The organism is Bacteroidota bacterium (assembly GCA_040388375.1).
Lineage (GTDB): Bacteria > Bacteroidota > Bacteroidia > UKL13-3 > UKL13-3 > JAAFJM01.
In genome coordinates this window covers 128,599-145,370 of record JAZKBU010000007.1, presented here as the reverse complement: position 1 = coordinate 145,370, position 16,772 = coordinate 128,599, and the positions used below count along the sequence as shown (strand labels likewise).

Genomic DNA, 16,772 nt, shown 5'->3' with positions numbered 1-16,772 from the left:
TCATTCACACACGTTGTATTAAATTTTATAAAACATGAACAAAAATACATTTCCAAAAACACCAATAAGCCGTTTAAAGCTATTCTTCACCTTCTTCGATTCAAGATGGGAAGACCTTACCAAAGACAATTGGGCTAAAACAATTTACAAAGATTTTAGTGCCGGATTAATTGTTGCCATGACCGCCATACCTATGGCAATGGGTTTTGCCATGGCAATGGGCATGCGCCCCGAACATGGTATTATAGCAGGTGCATTAGCCTGTGTAATAGGCCGTACCTTTGGTGGCTCAAAGTACCAGGTATATGGACCCACAGCAGCATTTATTCCCGTTATTGCCGCTTTAATTACCAAATACGGAGTAGCAGGCGGTGGCACTTTTGAAGCAGCACATGGTTTCTTAATTCTTGTTTCCATGATTGCCGGTATTATATTAATGATCATGGGTATTTACGGTTTTGGTCGTTTTGCCAAGCTGGTACCCAACTCTATTATTGTTGGCTTTACCATTGGTATAGCCGTTGCCATTGCATTAACCAATTTAGAAGATATACTCGGCATTGAATCGTTCAAAGATTTATTAGGGCAAGACGAAGAAATAAAAGGCGGACTTATTCATAATTTAAGAACCGCTTTTTCTAATATGCATTTAATAAATGGCTGGTCTATTTTGTTAGGCATTATGACCTTTGTGTTAACCAAAGTTTTATTACGTATTTCTGTTTTTATACCGGGGCCCGTTATTGCAATGGGTGTTGCAACCGTACTATCTGCTACTTTGCTTGCTGATAAAAACATTATATTGGTAAAAGATTTATATGGTTCAATCCCCAACAACTTTTTTGTTTTTACTGCACCATCGTTGCCATCGTTTAGTGCAAGTGTATTATTAGATATAGTATATTTTGTATGTGCCATCGTATTTGTTTCCGGAGTGGAGAGTATTTTATGCTCATCCATGGCAGACAAATTAGCCAACAATAAAAAAACACCTTTTAACCCCGATAAAGAATTTTTTGGACAAGGCTTGGTGCAAATTATTACTCCATTGGTTCAAGGGTTTCCGTGTACAGGTGCATTGGCACGTACTGCAACAAGTATTAAAGCAGGTGCACAAACACCTTTAGCCGGATACTTTAAAGCTATTTTAAAACTAACCATGGCCTACTTTTTAGCACAATACTTAGAGTTAATCCCTATGGCTTGTATTGGTGGTATTTTAGTATGGGTAGCCAGTAATATGATTAAACCATCCGAAATAAAAGAGATAAAACACTTAGGTAAATTTGAATTTTCCATGATGTTGTATACCGCTGTTATGGTGCCAATGACAGATTTTTTAACAGGCGTATTATCAGCATTAATTATCTATTTTGTTGTTAAATACATTTTCAGAAAGAAACCACATCTATTAACATCATAATTGTTTGCTTTAAAATGTTAAATGTGTAACGGCTGCCTGAAAAGGTGGCCGTTTTTGTTTTGAGTTTTTCAATTATATTTGTTTATACAGACTATAAAGTACTTCTGAACTTACACTGTAACAGCAACACTATAAAGAATGAAAAAAATACTAACCACACTTACCCTTATTTGTACCTTGGCTGCTTTTGGGCAAACCTCGCAAGAGCATTTTCAAAACGGAATTGCAAAACATAAACAACAAGACTATAAAGGAGCTATTAAAGAGTACGACAAGTCCATAAAAGAAGATAAAGCAAACAAAGACGCTTATTATAATCGTGGTAATTGTGAACTGGCTTTAAAAGATTATAAATCGGCCATGGCAGACTTTAGCAAAACCATTGAACTGGACCCAAAATTTGTAGAAGCTTATTACAGCAGAGCTGCTGTTTTTGTTAGCCTGCAAAAGTATGCGGAGGCACTACCCGACTTGGACAAGACTATTGAATTAGACGCCAAAACACCCAATGCATTAACCCTGCGTGGGCAAATACGTGCGCAAACAGGTAATAAAAAAGGGGCTTGTGAAGATTTTGTTTACGCCAAAGAAATGGGCGATAAACAGGCAGATAAATATATAGCCCAGTTTTGTGGTAACGAACAACTAGAGGGAGAATCGTTAATGCTGAACTGGCCTGAAAGTGAAAATTGGAAAGTAGGTAATAGCCAGGAAACGGATGAAATGGCTATGCTCGAATTAATTCATACAAACGAAACATTGGAGAAATGGACAGAGTTTGGTAGTATGATGTCCATTAAAGGTGCAAAAAACATTCCTATGGATAAGGCCATGAATATGATGTTTGAGCAAGCCAAATTAAACTCATCAAAAGCAAAACTAACATTTATTGAAAAGGACGAATCAGCAGAATACCCTTGGATAATTTTCACCATTGAAGCACCCGGCTTTAAAAATGACAAAACACCTGAATCACAACTTTGGTATATTGTTCAAGGTAAAACATCGCTTTACACAAACTTCCGTGCTGTTAAACAAGCTACAGTTCCGGCAGAGTTAAAAGACAAATGGATTCAGTTTTTTAAGACCGCAAAAGTGGTAAATAAATAGCTAACAGAAAGAGGTATTTTATTCTTTGGTTGGATTTTCAACCAAAGTAAAATACAAAAAAGATGTAATAGTTTTTATCAGCCGTTGTTTACATTTGTTATGCATACATAAAAAACTAAAAACCATAATTATGATTACAGCTTACATTACTTTTAATGGAAACACCGAAGAAGCTTTTGATTTTTATAAAACCGCTTTAAATGGAACCATTACCAACCTGCAACGTTTTGGTGACGCCCCAAATGCAGATCAGATGTCGGACGCGGACAAGAACAAAATTATGCATATAGCACTGGAAGGCCCCGATAATATAAAACTAATGGGCAACGACTATTTACCTTTTATGGGCGAAGCTTTTAAGGCCGGTAATAACTTCTCCTTATCATTCCATCCTGATAATAAAGAAACGGCTGATAAGTTATTTAACAGCCTTTCCGTTGGTGGTAAAATTACAATGCCTATGAGTACAGCTCCTTGGGGCGATTACTTTGGTATGTTTACCGACAAATTCGGAATGACGTGGATGATTAACCATCAGGTTAAACAATAATATTTTGTTGGTTGGTCAGGAGACACAACCAAGGACAGCATAAGAAACTGTTTCGCCCGTGGTTGGTGTCCTCACCAACCACTTGTTAAAGTTGGTAAATACAATAAAGGAACAAAACAATGGATTCATATAAATCAGTAATAAGTGGGCACTTAGATATTATTGTTAATGAAAACGAAGATGAACTGGATGGCGAAAAAATGCAATGGAAAGAAGTACTAATCCATGGCGATCCGGAAGGACTTAAATCGTTGGCAAAACTTTTAATACAGCTAGCCGAACTCAACCAGAATAATGTAACAGGATTGCCAACAGGTGCAAGAGAACATATTCACCTGCGGCCAAAACTGGAACTATCAGCCAGCTCCGAAGAGGTAATTGTTGGGCGGCTTGATGCTAAAGGAACAGGTACTTTTTATACAAATTATATTTCCAAATAAAACCATGACCTTTAAACCAACACACATATGAAAACAATTAAACAATTGATACTCGCTGTTATACTGACAGCCTGTTCAAACATATTGTTAGGGCAAACGGCAGACTCGAGCGAGTTTTGTGGTAAACATTTTATGGCACCGGCTAACTGCCAAACAAAAGGCAATATGATTAAGTGTAGTGACTATGTTTTTACCTGGACTTATGAATCATTGACAGATTTACCCAAACGCCAGAAAGAGTTATTGCTACAACTTAAAAGCCCTACCAAAATTAAGGTTTCAGTTGTTAATAATGACTTGGTTGGCTATGTCACAAAAATAGATACCTACGAACAATTGCTGATTATTGGTAATATAAACGGCAAAGGCGTAATTATTAATTTGTTTATGAACAAAGCCATCAAAACCACCAATGATTTGCCTGAATGTGTGAGGCCATACATTATTATTAAACCATAAAATACATTTAGACTTTTTGAAGTAAAAGAAAATGCATAGTAGCACAATCACTAAAACAGTAAGCATCCTGTTAACAAGCATTTGTATAATTTCCTGCGGGCAAACCACTGTTTCCAATCAAAAAAATGAAAATCAATGGCAGGGAGTTGACTCGGTAACCGTTTACCAGAACGACCCATCAGACTCTATTCCGAAAAATAAAATAATTTACCAAACAGCCTGCGGTAATACACCTGATAGTTTAAAGCCAAAGTTCAACATCAACTTTTGTAATGACCATTTTCGTTTCCCCTATTATTTTCCTGACCGCGAACAACTAACAGGACAAGCAGGACAAACAAACATCAAAATTGAAAATAAACATCTGCAAGCAAACTTAAGGAGCAATTATACCATGACTTACGACAAGGACGGAAGAATTACCAATTACTCCATTTCCGGTCCTTCAACTATTTATTCAAGCAGCTTTGTTTATGACAATCAAAATAGAATTGAACAAATTGCGGACGGCTGGAAAAAAATAAATATTACCTATAACGACTTTAATAATATAGAAACATTAACAGAGTTAAATTCAGCCGGACAAACAAACAAAACGCTAAGATTTACTTATACTTATGTTACCTTTCCACGAAATTAAAAATGAATCATAAGAAAATAATATACACATCCTTACTTATAGGTATCATGTATCTGCTACTTAGTTTTACTTATTTACATAGCGGATATGCATTTGCTAATGCCTCAAGAAGTTCAACCAATATAAAAATAGTAATAGAGTTTTTTTGTTTGCTACCGGCAATTGCCATTAATGATATAATAAAAAGGCCCGATGAAGGGGGGCTTTATTTAACACTACTCTTCTATTTTGTAATACTTTGGATAATATCTTCAGGACTCATTTATTTATACAAGCTAAATAAAAAACCATACCAAAATAAACGCACCGTATAATAGTACATGTATGTTTTGGTTTACGACCATTTATAACTAACAAACATTGAGATTAACTTTAATTATATTAATCATTACATTAACGCTTGCAGGCTGCAGCTTTATCAATTCACCCGGAACCTATACCGAAATAGCAAGAGTTTATTCCCCTAACGGTGCTAAATACCTTTTAACATACCGTTTTGAACAAGGCGCCTGGGATGGCAGCCGAACATCTTTCACCACCATCATGAATGCTACTGATAGCTTTACACAAGGTGCAAACAAGTCCTTTTCAAGCTTAGACATAGATAGCATATACTGGAACGGTAACGACACCATTATGATTGCAGAGAAATTCACCGAGTTTATCAGTAATAACAAATCAAACCTAAACGATACCATGATAAACGGAGTGGTAATAAAAGTAATACAAACTGATCCGATTGACTCATCATTTCAACGCAAAATATTTTACCGCAGTACCTCACCAAATGGGCAATACGACTTGATAGTTTATAAATATGTTAAACCCGTAAACGGCAATTACTTTTTAAACATATCGGTTATTAACCAAGGCGACAGCATTCCTAAATTTGGTAATTTTTACATATCAAAATACGACTTTGACTGCTTCACCGATATTCGCTGGGACAATGCAAACGAGTTGGACATTAAAGCAGCTACAAGTTGTTATTATGCATTTGAAGATTACCTGGTTAAAAACAAACCCGCCATAAAATATAAAGTACAAATCAACGACACTATTCAAGGAAATATTCAACCTTATATGCAATAACATCAATCAAATATAAAATGCTAAAAAAACATTCCATATTATCAGGAGTAACTCTTTCAGTATTCCTTATGCTAATTGCTACAATGGTTTATCCGGGAGGTTCCATATTTAACTATAATTCAATTGGTTTTAACTGGTCAGAAAATTTTATAAGCAATCTGTTTGAAGCAAAAGCTATAAATGGTTCAGATAATGCATCACGGCCCTGGGCTACTGTCGGAATGATTTTTCTATCCATTAGTTTTGCCCTGTTCTTTATTGATTTTTCAAAGAAAATACCAATACAAAATGCCGCCAATGTGGTTAAATATTTGGGTGCAGCAGGCATGTTATTTACCTTTTTAATAGCAACACCATTACATAATATAATGGTTATCATAGCCAGTATCCTGTTTTTGGTAAGTATATTTTATATCACCGTTTTTATTTTAAAATCACAACTGCATTTTTTAAAATTACTGTGCGTCCTTTATCTTCTTGTTTTTTATAGTACCCTTTTTATGTATGGCTCCAGTTATTTTCGCGAGTACCTCGCCATCATTCAAAAAGTTTTGTTTGCATCAACCATTGTTTTAATTCTGGTGCTACACTATTTTACCAATACCAAAAATTTTGAACACCTAAAAACAAACAAGCAAAAACAGTAGAAGGTATTTTAAATACCACCGGACAAACAATAAGAAGACAAAATAATGCAGCATTATATTTATATATTTTTACTTTTATTAAGCAGCGTTACAACAGCTTTTGCCCAAAAACAAGCTTTGCCCGACAGTTGCTATATTGTACAAGACAGCATATTAATTCCAACAAAAAGTGGGATACCTATTTCTGCTATTATTGTTCGTAAGCAAACAGATACCCTACCCCTGCCAACCATTCTTTTTTATACAACCTATTATCAAGGTAAAGGAGATGCCATACTTGGAAAGAGATCGGCCGATAAAGATTATGTTGGTGTAGTTGCCTATGCCCGTGGTATCCGGTCAGATTTAAAGAATTATGCCCCATTTGAACATGAAGCAACAGACATTTACGACATCATTGATTGGATAAGTAAGCAACCATGGTGCAACGGTAAAGTGGGCATGTACGGAGGAAGCTATACTGGTTTTTCGCAATGGGCAACTACAAAAAAACTACATCCCGCTTTAAAAACCATTGTACCACAAGTTGCTGTAATGCCCGGATTTGACATGCCCATGGAAAATAATGTACCTACTACAAACATACTCAATTGGGCAAATGACAATATTTATAAATTCCAACCATTAAGAAATGGTTTAGTATTTGAATGGTTTGAAAAAGGTCTTTCATTCCGTAGTTTAGATAGTTTGGCAGGACAACCAAACCCAATATTCCAGAAATGGTTACAACACCCTTCCTATGACGATTTTTGGAAATTATTAGTTCCAACACCAAAAGAATTTGCCAACATCAACATTCCAGTTTTAAGCACAACCGGTTATTATGACGGTGCAGAATTAAGTGCTTTGCAATACTTTAAACTGCATAACCAATACAACAAAAAAGCCAATCATTATTTTGTTGTTGGGCCTTATGACCATTGGGGTGGGCAACGCTATGCATCTTCAAACTTAATGGGATATAATATTGACTCGGTTGCAAATATAAGTATGCAGGATTTGGCTTTTCAGTGGCTCAACTATATTTTAAAAAATGGTAAAAAACCTGCCCTTCTGAAAAACAAAATAAATTATCAGGTAATGGGAAGTAATGAATGGAAACATGTTGAATCCTTATCCAAAATGAATAACGATACGTTGACCTTTTATTTGAATAATCATACACTCGACTCCCAAAAACCAAAAACAACAAGCAGTATTTCACAAACAGTAGATTTTAAAGACAGACAAAATCAAAACAATTACTTTACGCCAACAATTGTTTTTGACGCACTTGACACCAGTAATGGATTAGTGTTTTCAACAAAAACATTTGAAAAAGACTTTTCAATAAATGGCTCATTTACAGGGCAACTAAGTGCAGCCATCAACAAAAAAGATCTGGATATTTCAATGGCTTTATATGAACTGCAGGCCGATGGAAAATATTTTTTCCTTACCCGATATATTGGCCGTGCTAGTTTCACAAAAAACAACAGCAAAAGAACCCTGCTAAAACCAAATCAAAAAGAAACAATACCATTTTCAAATACACACTTAATCAGTAAAAAAATAAGCAAAGGAAGTAAGTTGGTTATTCTTTTAAACATTAACAAACATCCTTTTGAAATAATTAATTATGGCTCGGGTAAAAATGTAGCAGACGAAACTATAAAAGATGCTAATGAACCTTTGCATATAAATTGGTACAACGACAGCTATATAAATATTCCTGTATGGATAGAGTGAAAGACAAGTGTAATATTTAAAACATTATAAAGTATAAAATACAGGACCAATTTGCTAGTGCTAAAGCCCTACATAAACAACTATTTATCCGTTCCTATAAAGCCCCCAATTTAAACCCACATAATTTTTTTTATAAAAAAAATTTGGTCGATTCATTTTTATATTGTTATGTTTGCCACGCGTTCTTAATAAATATTCTTATCCAGAAAGACAGAGGGAATTGACCCGATGAAGTCTTGACAACCCCTACGAAAGTAGGAAGGTGCCAAATTCAACTCTAAGTAATTAGAGATAGATAAGTTAGAAAATAGTCAATAATAAAATATCCCGATGCATAGGGAAATATATTAAAAGCTCTTCTGACCTGTCGGAAGAGCTTTTTTAGTTTAAAGGCTTTTTCGCAAGGTTATTTCTACCAGCCGTTTTGGATAAGTTTTCCCGATAGTATCGGGATGAAAGAACATAAAAAATGTTTAACAACTTAATTCAAAACACAAATGAAAGACACTACAAAAATTCTGCACAGCATCCCCGTTGACAAACTAACCGGAGCCGTTTCAACCCCTATTTACCAAACATCAACCTACGTGCAGGAAGCACCCGGTGTAAACAAAGGTTACGACTATGCCCGCAGTAACAACCCTACAAGAAAAGTAGTAGAAGACTTAATAGCCACCTTAGAAAATGGAACAAACGGTTACGCATTTGCAAGTGGGCTTGCCGCCATTGATGCCGTAGTAAAGCTATTACAAACAGGCGATGAAATTGTAGCCGTTGACGATATTTATGGTGGTGCATTCAGGCTGTTCACACACATCTATGAAAAATTTGGTATTACCGTAAAGTATGTGGATGCCACACAGGCAAACAATATTGCTGATGCCATTACCAATAAAACAAAATTGATATGGTTAGAGTCGCCAACCAACCCAACACTTAAAATTGCCGACATTGCAGCCATTGCTAAAATAGCCAAAGCAAACAATACTTTATTGTGTGTTGACAATACATTTGCTTCACCTGCCTCACAAAAACCAATTGATTTAGGAGCAGATATAGTCATTCACTCCGCTACCAAATACTTAGCCGGACACAGCGATTTAATAGCCGGTTTAGTAGTTACCAATACAACTGAATTAGGCGAAAAAATTAAGTTCATTCAAAATGCTTCAGGAGCCATATTAGCCCCGTTTGACAGTTGGTTGGTAATACGTGGAATAGAAACCCTGCCCTTACGCGTAAAGCAACACTCAGAAAATGCACAACGTATAGCAGAGTTTTTATTGACACAGGATATTGTAAACAATGTGTACTACCCGGGACTAACACAACACACCAACCACCACATAGCCAAACAGCAACAAAAATATTTTGGTGGCGTAGTTACCTTCGATTTAAAAATAGATGACAAAGAGCTGGCCACTCAAATTGTAAGCAGTACAAAATACTTTAAACTGGCCGAAAGTTTAGGTGGTGTAAAAAGTTTAATATGCCTTCCCTGCGAAATGACCCACAAATCAATTCCGGTTGAAAAGCGCTACCAATCAGGTGTTACAGATAGCTTAATCCGTTTGTCGGTTGGACTGGAAGATGTTGAAGACTTAATCAGCGATTTGCAAACTGCCATTCGTTCTGCAACAAAAAAATTATCGTTCACTGCATAAAACATACAACCAATGAATAGAAAAGATTTAACAATAGGCTTATTTGGTTTTGGTTGTGTAGGTTATGGACTGTACGAAGTGTTGGAAAAAACACCCGGACTAAAAGCAAACATCAAACGCATTTGTGTAAAAGATAAAAACAAACAAAGGCAAATACCTGCGCATCATTTCACTTTTGATAAGCATGATATTTTTAATGATGATAGCATCAATACCATTGTGGAGTTAATTGACGATACCGATGCAGCATTTGAAATTGTAAAAACGGCTTTGCAAAAAGGCAAGGCTGTAGTAACGGCCAACAAAAAAATGATTGCAGAACATTTTGAAGAGTTACTGCAATTACAAAGGCAATACAATGTTCCGCTGCTATACGAAGCAGCCTGCTGTGCCAGCATTCCGATTATTCGTAATTTAGAAGAATACTATGACAACGATTTATTAGAATCTATTGAAGGCATTGTAAATGGCTCTACCAACTATATACTCACCAAAACATCAGAAGAAAATATTTCGTATGCCGATGCTTTACTGCAAGCACAACAAAAAGGTTATGCAGAGTCTAACCCCATAATGGACACAGGTGGCTTTGATGCTAAATATAAGCTGCTGCTGTTAATTGCCCATGCCTTTGGCGTGGTAGCCAAACCCAACGATATTTACAATATAGGAATAGATAAAATTGGTGAACTCGAATTAAACTATGCCCGCGAAAAAGGTTTAAAAATAAAACTGGTTGCCTATGCCGAAAAAACAGCCGATGGTAAAATAAGATCATTTGTATTGCCAAAATTCATTCATAAAAGCGACAAGCTATTTTCAGTTGATGATGTATTCAATGGGGTAAAAACAAAGTCCTATTTCAGCGATGTACAGTTTTTTGTGGGTAAAGGAGCAGGCGCTTATCCAACAGCTTCAGCCGTATTATCCGATATTTCAGCACTGAGTTATGATTACAGGTATGAGTATAAAAAACTAAATCAAAAGGAAACATTAGCCAATGAATCAGACATTATGCTCAAAATATTTTTACGCCATGATTTAGCTTATGGCAGCGAGTTTAAAAAATATTTTGAAACCATCAATGAATCATACCTTAACCATGAATCGGGTTTTATTATTGGTACTATTTCACTCAAGTATCTGAAACAAATTAATGAAAGACCGAATGCAGAAACCTCTATTATACTTTTTGAAATAGCAAATAGTAATACCACTGCATTTAGCAATAAAGAAGCAATAGAAGAACATGCATTTGCTTAAAAAAACTGGTTAATGGTTGGTCGGGAGACACAACCATTGACGACCATAGAGATATTTGTCACGGACAAAAAAGTATTTTTTTTGTCCGTGGTTAGTGTCCTCACCAACCAGTAAAATTTTGCGTTTTAAAATACATTTGTATATTTATCCATCGAAGGGCTGAATTAGCAGCCCTTCGGTAACAAATGTAACTACTTATATAATGACCGAACGGAAGCAAAAACTTTGGGACTATTTTATTCTTTGTGCAAGGGTTTTAATAGCCTATACATTTTTAAGCTATGGTTGGGCTAAACTTACTGAAGGGCAATTTGGTTTATCAGATAAAGAACTGTCAACACCCGTTAAAGACTTACGCTTGTTTAAACTATCCTGGTATTTTTTTGAACAGGAGCCTTTCAAATCGTTTGTAGGTATATCGCAGATAATAGCTGCGTTGTTACTGTTATATAACCGCACTCTTATTTTAGGTGCATTGCTTTCCATTCCTATTCTTGCCAACATTTTAATTATTGATATTACCTATATAAAAATGCCCGGCTTTTATTGGCGACTCTCCTACTATTTATTTCTTGATTTTTTAATTCTATGGCATTATAAAGAGCGGATTATGTTAGCTTTTAACAGTGTATTTTCAGGCTTAACAACCAAATTTAAATACCCGCTTTGGGCTTATTTAATTTTACCCATCATGATAATTGTACTTGAAATACTGGGGTTGATTCCACAAACAATAACAGGACTTATATTAAATACAAATGAAACATTAGAAGGCTTGAGTAGAATACCACACCTTTTTGCAACCATCATAGAAAAATTAAGCAGCTAACAAATATTCAAAGCAATAACATGGCTAAGCAGAAAATAAACTTAAAAAAAACTTCCAAAGGCAAGCAAGTAACTATTGTAATCATCTTTTTCGTTTCTTTATTTGGAGGAATGTTTGCAGGTATTGTAGGAGTTGATAATTTTAAAAACTACAATAGCCCCTATTTATTTGCCTTTACTTTCGGAACAATAGGTTTAATTGCAGGGTTAACCATTGCCAGAAAAATTAAGCCCTTCGTTATCCTAAATCCTACTATGCTTATAAATTATTACAACCTTGCAAATATGTTTTCCATTGGCTTTGTTGGAACCTTTATGTTAGGCGGGCAAATTTTAAATTCAAAAATTTCATCCCTCTATGAATGTGGCAACTTTATGGTGATTGATAAACAATTTAGTAATGGCGGCTATAAACGAGTTGAAAAATATATACTGGTAGTAAATATTGAAAACCAAACCCAACGACTGCTTTGCAGGGAAGACTATTGGGATGCAATTACCATTGGAGAAACAACAAACATTTGTATTTTTAAAAGCCCTATAGGCTTTGACTATTTAACCTTATCAAACAGCCAATAAACAATATGCGAATAACCATACTACTAAGCTGCATCATCCTATCACAAATGGTATTTGGCCAGGTTTTAAAACCCGGATTTGACAAAGCAGAATACATTGAAACCTTAAAAATTAACCAGAAAGCACACATAGCTTTGGATAAATGGGCTGATAATAAAACAGTACCCGACCCGCAAACATTTAGCTTTGTTTACCGCTCTCCCGTTGTAGCCTTTGATAATATTTGGGATTTATGGATACATAAAGAAAAGCCTGTTGCTTTAATTGCAGTGCAAGGTAGTATTCAAACAGAAGCAAGTTTTTTAGCTAACCTATATGCCGCCATGATACCCGCCACCGGAGAATTGCAACTGGACAAAGATTTTCTTTTTAAATACAAATTAGCTAAGAGCCCTAATGCAGCCGTACAAGTTGGCTGGTTTGTGGCTATGGCTTACCTGTCAAAAACAATTGAAGCCAAAATTGACTCCTGTTACAAAGCAGGTATCAAAGACTTTATATTAACCGGACATAGCCAGGGCGGAGGTATTACTTTTATGCTGAATGCTTACCTGCAAAATTTGAAATTGGATGGTAAGCTACCACAAGATATTCAGTTTAAAACCTATTGCAGTGCAGGACCAAAACCCGGAAACTTATTTTTTGCTTATGATTATGAAAAAATGAATGAAGGTGGCTGGGCTTATAATATTGTCAATACCGCTGACTGGGTTCCTGATGTACCTTTCTCTGTCCAAACCGTTGATGACTTTACAGCAGTTAATCCATTTCGAAATGCAAAGGCTATGATCAAAAAACAAAAATTTCCTGCCAATCTTATTTTAAAAAGAGTATACAATCAGTTAAGTAAACCCAGCTTTAAAGCACAAAAAAATTATGAGAAGTACCTGGGTAAAATGGTTGCCAAAGCCGTAAAAAAACAAATACCAAACTTAAATATACCTGCCTATTACAAGAGTAACTATTATGTAAGAACAGGCAACACTATTATACTATATGCTGACGATGCCTATTTTAAATTGTATAGCAACGATACCCAAAACCCTAATATATGGCAACATCATTTGCCGGCACAATACCTATTTTTAGCAGAAAAACTGAAATAAAATTTCATTTAAATGGTTACCAAAAACGGTAACCATTTTTTTTGCCATACCGTAAAATATGTAATTGCTTTTAGAAATTATATAATGATTCTGCTAAATACTATGCCCAACTTTGTTAGGTAACAATTCAGTTATAACCTAAAATCATATAAAAATGGATACCGATAAAGATCAAAACAACCATCAGCAAAATGATAGCCTGTTAAACGAAAAAATATATACAATCAAAAAACCTTTAGCAGTGGTAACACTACTATTCCTTACATCCCTTATAAGTTCATGCGAAATTATAGGAGGTATTTTCAAAGCCGGAATGAGTTTCGGTATTTTCATTGTAGTTGCAATCATCGTTATCATTGCATTCCTTATAATGAGGGCAGGAAAAAAATAAATGAGATAACAGGAAAGGATAATAAAATGAGTGACATAAAAAATTTATACAACAAAGAGGCAATTGACAAACTAAAATGTTTAGTTGAAGATATAGGTGTTTGCCTCTTCTGCACCAATCTTAAAATAGATGATGGTGCTACGTGTAGACCAATGGAAGCAATAGAAGTATGTGACCAAGGAAATATTTGGTTCTTTAGCGATGTAAACAGCGATAAGAACAGGGAAATAAAACAAGACAAAAATGTGCAATTGTATTTTTCACATCCCGGTAAAAGCAGCTACTTAATTGTAAATGGGGAAGCCGAAATAATTATTGACAAAAAGAAAATAGACGAACTATGGAGTCCAATGGCAAAAATTTGGTTTAAAGAGGGTAAGAACGACCCGGATATTTCCATCATAAAAGTAAAACCAACCACGGCCTATTATTGGGATACCGATGGAAACAAAATGGTAAACTTCTTAAAAATGGCTGCTTCAGTTATAACAGGAACAAACTTAATTACAGGTAATGAAGGTGAGATAAAAGTTTAATCAATACACAAAATGGAAAACGATAAAACAATTGAAGTGTTAAATACACTCATCACTATCAACAACGATAGAATAGAAGGTTACGAAACAGCATCAAAAGAAACCGATGAACACGATTTAAAAACTTTGTTCGCAACGTTTATACAAAACAGTCAGAAATGCAAACAAGAATTGGTAGCTGAGGTAAGTATGTTAGGAGGTCAAATAGCCGAGGGAACGCTTATATCAGGAAAATTTTTCCGTGTTTGGATGGATGTAAAAGCAGCGCTCACCAACAAAGACCGCAAAACAATTTTAAACTCATGCGAATTTGGTGAAGACGCCATGAAAACTACTTACGAAACCACATTAGAATTAAATACAGATCTTTTTTCAGCAGAACAAAAAACAATGATTAGGGCACAATATGATTTACTAAAGGCCGATCACGATAAAGTAAAATTAATGCGTGATAGGCTATAGCACTAAAATCAATTACTTAACTGATAACTTTGAATTTTAAGCAACAAATAAAAAGGCACTCAAAAACTTATACATCAATTAAAAGCGCTAACTGTTTAATACAGCCAATACTTTGCTTAGCCCAATCTATCGGTACTAACTCCCTGCTATAATTTTGTAGTGGTGCACCAACCATGAACAAGCCTTTACCATAACATGATCCCTGCATTCGCTCGCATGTTGCGAGTGAGTGTATTAAAAAACCAACCTAAAACAAAATTAGCACACGCCAAAGGCTTACACTAGCAAAGGGGCTAAACAATTCCCTGACAAACCAGCGAAAATTTATCGCTAGTTTGCTTAATATTGACCACTAAATATAAAATATCATGTTAGTATGCAAGAATTGTGATACTGAATTCAGTGGTAAGTTTTGTAATAATTGCGGACAGCCCGGTGATACATTTAAAATAGACAGGCATTTTGTAATACACGAATTACGAAAAACATTCATTCATTTCTGGGACGATGGTTTGTTTTATACAACTAAGTCTTTGTTTATAAATCCGGGGAGGGCTATTGAAGATTACCTGAAAGGAAAACGGGTTAAACATATCAGGCCTTTTACTTTCCTGATTTTAATAGCAGGATTGTACGTGTTACTGAGTCAGTATTTTCACCTGAATATGTTTACCAGTGATATTGAAGGGCATAAAGCGGAGGAATTAAATGGAATGTTGTATACTCATTATACCCAAGTTCAGTTGCTGCTGCTACTCAGCTATTCCGCTTTTTCAGTTCTTTTTTTTCGTACAAACAGTATAATTTTTATGAGTTTCTGGTCATTCATACTTACTTGGCAGCACAACGGCTAATAATAGCGATTATAGTAACTATTCCAACGCTTGCTTTACTTCAGGATGCTGCGTACTTTAAACCCGTAATATACATTACTTCCATTCCCGGACACTTGCTTATGATATGGACTTATTGTTACTTATTTAAGGATAAAAATATTTTTACAATTATTGCCAAAGCTATTTTGATTTTTTTGTTTTCACTATTCGCTGCGGCTTTAGTTATTACCATGGTCATTTATTTACTATAACAATAGTCCTTTAATTGTTTATTTTCACAACCTGATATTCACAGCTATGAGATTTATATATACAACTTTCTTGCTTTTGCTTACTACCTTATTATTTGCACAAACCAGCCAAATGAAATTTGAGGTAAATTTTAATGGTATGAATATAGGCAGTATAACTGCCACTAAAACCATTCTGGGGAAAAAGGAAACAATAGATGTTAAAACAAATACTGATGCCAGCATACTGGTTATGTCCATTCATGTAGAATCAGAAATAAACCTGCATAAGGAACAGGCAGTACTGAAAAATGGTATTGCCTACAGGCATTCAAACAGGGGTACAGAAAATATAATTGGTTACACACAGAAACTCGGTAACAAATATGTAAGCAATATTAACCATAAGGTAGATACCATTTACAAGCCTGCAATTACATTTACAGTAGCCGATTTATACTTTACTGAACCGATAGGATTAACAGAGATTTATTCCAACATGTATGGTTCTTTTGTAAAGATTTCAGACTTAGGAAATCATAAGTATAAATTTACCACACCAGATGGTAAGGTTAATGCTTATACTTACATAAATGGTCAACTAAGCATCATAGAAGTGGAACTTTCCATAGGTAAAGTAGTCTCCAAAAGAACCTCCTAATCAAACTGCACCCGCTCGCATTTGCGAATGAGCATATTCGCAATGCTTGTGCACGCCTTTGACGCTCTGGCAATGAACAAAGCCGTAAATAAAAAACCCTTGCCACTTTATAAAAGTAACAAGGGAA

General features: G+C 35.2%; 21 protein-coding genes and 1 riboswitch. Of the genes, 19 read left to right on the top strand and 2 right to left on the bottom strand.

The genetic code is table 11. The features are described 5' to 3' along the window. Positions 1 to 34: 34 nt before the first annotated feature. From V4538_12215 to V4538_12180, 8 genes are all read left to right on the top strand, one after another. Positions 35 to 1,423 (top strand): SulP family inorganic anion transporter, encoded by a 1,389-nt coding sequence (locus V4538_12215; protein ID MES2381801.1) that lies wholly within the window; start codon positions 35 to 37, stop codon positions 1,421 to 1,423. A gap of 138 nt (positions 1,424 to 1,561) precedes the next feature. Then, positions 1,562 to 2,533, top strand: coding sequence for a tetratricopeptide repeat protein (locus V4538_12210; GenBank protein MES2381800.1), 972 nt, complete (start codon positions 1,562 to 1,564; stop codon positions 2,531 to 2,533). 130 nt (positions 2,534 to 2,663) lie between these two features. Then, positions 2,664 to 3,083 carry a VOC family protein gene (locus tag V4538_12205; protein ID MES2381799.1) on the top strand — a complete coding sequence of 140 codons (420 nt, stop codon included), beginning with the start codon at positions 2,664 to 2,666 and terminating at the stop codon, positions 3,081 to 3,083. Between the two features lie 119 nt (positions 3,084 to 3,202). Further along, on the top strand, positions 3,203 to 3,523 hold the full coding sequence (locus V4538_12200) for a hypothetical protein (protein ID MES2381798.1): 321 nt from the start codon (positions 3,203 to 3,205) through the stop codon (positions 3,521 to 3,523). A 27-nt stretch (positions 3,524 to 3,550) separates the two neighbouring features. Next, complete coding sequence (locus V4538_12195; GenBank protein MES2381797.1) at positions 3,551 to 3,982, top strand: hypothetical protein; 432 nt, start codon at positions 3,551 to 3,553, stop codon at positions 3,980 to 3,982. Between the two features lie 31 nt (positions 3,983 to 4,013). Continuing rightward, the gene (locus V4538_12190) at positions 4,014 to 4,622 is read left to right on the top strand and encodes a hypothetical protein (GenBank protein MES2381796.1); all 609 of its coding nucleotides are present in this window, start codon (positions 4,014 to 4,016) and stop codon (positions 4,620 to 4,622) included. A gap of 2 nt (positions 4,623 to 4,624) precedes the next feature. Further along, positions 4,625 to 4,936, top strand: a complete 312-nt coding sequence (locus V4538_12185) for a hypothetical protein (GenBank protein ID MES2381795.1) — start codon at positions 4,625 to 4,627, stop codon at positions 4,934 to 4,936. A 46-nt stretch (positions 4,937 to 4,982) separates the two neighbouring features. Next, entirely contained in the window at positions 4,983 to 5,714 is a 732-nt protein-coding gene (locus V4538_12180) for a hypothetical protein (protein MES2381794.1), read from the top strand. Between the two features lie 112 nt (positions 5,715 to 5,826). Here the strand turns inward: V4538_12180 and V4538_12175 are convergent, their stop codons facing one another. After that, positions 5,827 to 6,093, bottom strand: coding sequence for a hypothetical protein (locus V4538_12175; GenBank protein MES2381793.1), 267 nt, complete (start codon positions 6,091 to 6,093; stop codon positions 5,827 to 5,829). A gap of 313 nt (positions 6,094 to 6,406) precedes the next feature. Here V4538_12175 and V4538_12170 point away from each other — a divergent pair, with 313 nt between their 5' ends. The 9 genes from V4538_12170 (at position 6,407) to V4538_12130 (ending at position 14,918) form a co-directional block, all read left to right on the top strand. After that, positions 6,407 to 8,089, top strand: coding sequence for a CocE/NonD family hydrolase (locus V4538_12170; protein ID MES2381792.1), 1,683 nt, complete (start codon positions 6,407 to 6,409; stop codon positions 8,087 to 8,089). Between the two features lie 195 nt (positions 8,090 to 8,284). Further along, a riboswitch (SAM riboswitch) is annotated at positions 8,285 to 8,391 on the top strand. A gap of 195 nt (positions 8,392 to 8,586) precedes the next feature. Continuing rightward, on the top strand, positions 8,587 to 9,753 hold the full coding sequence (locus tag V4538_12165) for a PLP-dependent aspartate aminotransferase family protein (protein MES2381791.1): 1,167 nt from the start codon (positions 8,587 to 8,589) through the stop codon (positions 9,751 to 9,753). A 12-nt stretch (positions 9,754 to 9,765) separates the two neighbouring features. Beyond that, on the top strand, positions 9,766 to 11,016 hold the full coding sequence (locus V4538_12160) for a homoserine dehydrogenase (GenBank protein MES2381790.1): 1,251 nt from the start codon (positions 9,766 to 9,768) through the stop codon (positions 11,014 to 11,016). 202 nt (positions 11,017 to 11,218) lie between these two features. Next, complete coding sequence (locus tag V4538_12155) at positions 11,219 to 11,845, top strand: hypothetical protein (protein MES2381789.1); 627 nt, start codon at positions 11,219 to 11,221, stop codon at positions 11,843 to 11,845. A 20-nt stretch (positions 11,846 to 11,865) separates the two neighbouring features. Beyond that, positions 11,866 to 12,423, top strand: a complete 558-nt coding sequence (locus tag V4538_12150; GenBank protein MES2381788.1) for a hypothetical protein — start codon at positions 11,866 to 11,868, stop codon at positions 12,421 to 12,423. A gap of 5 nt (positions 12,424 to 12,428) precedes the next feature. Next, positions 12,429 to 13,529, top strand: coding sequence for a lipase family protein (locus tag V4538_12145; protein MES2381787.1), 1,101 nt, complete (start codon positions 12,429 to 12,431; stop codon positions 13,527 to 13,529). A gap of 154 nt (positions 13,530 to 13,683) precedes the next feature. Continuing rightward, on the top strand, positions 13,684 to 13,920 hold the full coding sequence (locus tag V4538_12140; protein MES2381786.1) for a hypothetical protein: 237 nt from the start codon (positions 13,684 to 13,686) through the stop codon (positions 13,918 to 13,920). 26 nt (positions 13,921 to 13,946) lie between these two features. After that, entirely contained in the window at positions 13,947 to 14,456 is a 510-nt protein-coding gene (locus V4538_12135) for a pyridoxamine 5'-phosphate oxidase family protein (GenBank protein ID MES2381785.1), read from the top strand. Between the two features lie 12 nt (positions 14,457 to 14,468). Further along, a complete protein-coding gene (locus V4538_12130; protein MES2381784.1) occupies positions 14,469 to 14,918 on the top strand; it encodes a PA2169 family four-helix-bundle protein in 450 nt (149 codons plus the stop codon). Between the two features lie 67 nt (positions 14,919 to 14,985). On the opposite strand, the gene V4538_12125 is transcribed toward V4538_12130, so the two are convergent. Then, on the bottom strand, positions 14,986 to 15,126 hold the full coding sequence (locus tag V4538_12125; protein MES2381783.1) for a hypothetical protein: 141 nt from the start codon (positions 15,124 to 15,126) through the stop codon (positions 14,986 to 14,988). Positions 15,127 to 15,286: 160 nt separating this feature from the next. On the opposite strand from V4538_12125, the gene V4538_12120 reads away from it, so the two are divergent. Both V4538_12120 and V4538_12115 read left to right on the top strand, forming a co-directional pair. Next, positions 15,287 to 15,772, top strand: a complete 486-nt coding sequence (locus V4538_12120; protein MES2381782.1) for a DUF3667 domain-containing protein — start codon at positions 15,287 to 15,289, stop codon at positions 15,770 to 15,772. Positions 15,773 to 16,051: 279 nt separating this feature from the next. Continuing rightward, positions 16,052 to 16,645 carry a DUF6134 family protein gene (locus V4538_12115; protein MES2381781.1) on the top strand — a complete coding sequence of 198 codons (594 nt, stop codon included), beginning with the start codon at positions 16,052 to 16,054 and terminating at the stop codon, positions 16,643 to 16,645. Positions 16,646 to 16,772: the final 127 nt, after the last annotated feature.

Bases quoted from the DNA above. Each gene is read 5' to 3' on its own strand.
- V4538_12215 (MES2381801.1), top strand. From the start codon at position 35: ATGAACAAAAATACATTTCCAAAAACACCAATAAGCCGTTTAAAGCTA.
- V4538_12210 (MES2381800.1), top strand. From the start codon at position 1,562: ATGAAAAAAATACTAACCACACTTACCCTTATTTGTACCTTGGCTGCT.
- V4538_12205 (MES2381799.1), top strand. From the start codon at position 2,664: ATGATTACAGCTTACATTACTTTTAATGGAAACACCGAAGAAGCTTTT.
- V4538_12200 (MES2381798.1), top strand. From the start codon at position 3,203: ATGGATTCATATAAATCAGTAATAAGTGGGCACTTAGATATTATTGTT.
- V4538_12195 (MES2381797.1), top strand. From the start codon at position 3,551: ATGAAAACAATTAAACAATTGATACTCGCTGTTATACTGACAGCCTGT.
- V4538_12190 (MES2381796.1), top strand. From the start codon at position 4,014: ATGCATAGTAGCACAATCACTAAAACAGTAAGCATCCTGTTAACAAGC.
- V4538_12185 (MES2381795.1), top strand. From the start codon at position 4,625: ATGAATCATAAGAAAATAATATACACATCCTTACTTATAGGTATCATG.
- V4538_12175 (MES2381793.1), bottom strand. From the start codon at position 6,093: ATGATAACCATTATATTATGTAATGGTGTTGCTATTAAAAAGGTAAAT.
- V4538_12170 (MES2381792.1), top strand. From the start codon at position 6,407: ATGCAGCATTATATTTATATATTTTTACTTTTATTAAGCAGCGTTACA.
- V4538_12165 (MES2381791.1), top strand. From the start codon at position 8,587: ATGAAAGACACTACAAAAATTCTGCACAGCATCCCCGTTGACAAACTA.
- V4538_12160 (MES2381790.1), top strand. From the start codon at position 9,766: ATGAATAGAAAAGATTTAACAATAGGCTTATTTGGTTTTGGTTGTGTA.
- V4538_12155 (MES2381789.1), top strand. From the start codon at position 11,219: ATGACCGAACGGAAGCAAAAACTTTGGGACTATTTTATTCTTTGTGCA.
- V4538_12150 (MES2381788.1), top strand. From the start codon at position 11,866: ATGGCTAAGCAGAAAATAAACTTAAAAAAAACTTCCAAAGGCAAGCAA.
- V4538_12145 (MES2381787.1), top strand. From the start codon at position 12,429: ATGCGAATAACCATACTACTAAGCTGCATCATCCTATCACAAATGGTA.
- V4538_12140 (MES2381786.1), top strand. From the start codon at position 13,684: ATGGATACCGATAAAGATCAAAACAACCATCAGCAAAATGATAGCCTG.
- V4538_12135 (MES2381785.1), top strand. From the start codon at position 13,947: ATGAGTGACATAAAAAATTTATACAACAAAGAGGCAATTGACAAACTA.
- V4538_12130 (MES2381784.1), top strand. From the start codon at position 14,469: ATGGAAAACGATAAAACAATTGAAGTGTTAAATACACTCATCACTATC.
- V4538_12125 (MES2381783.1), bottom strand. From the start codon at position 15,126: ATGCAGGGATCATGTTATGGTAAAGGCTTGTTCATGGTTGGTGCACCA.
- V4538_12120 (MES2381782.1), top strand. From the start codon at position 15,287: ATGTTAGTATGCAAGAATTGTGATACTGAATTCAGTGGTAAGTTTTGT.
- V4538_12115 (MES2381781.1), top strand. From the start codon at position 16,052: ATGAGATTTATATATACAACTTTCTTGCTTTTGCTTACTACCTTATTA.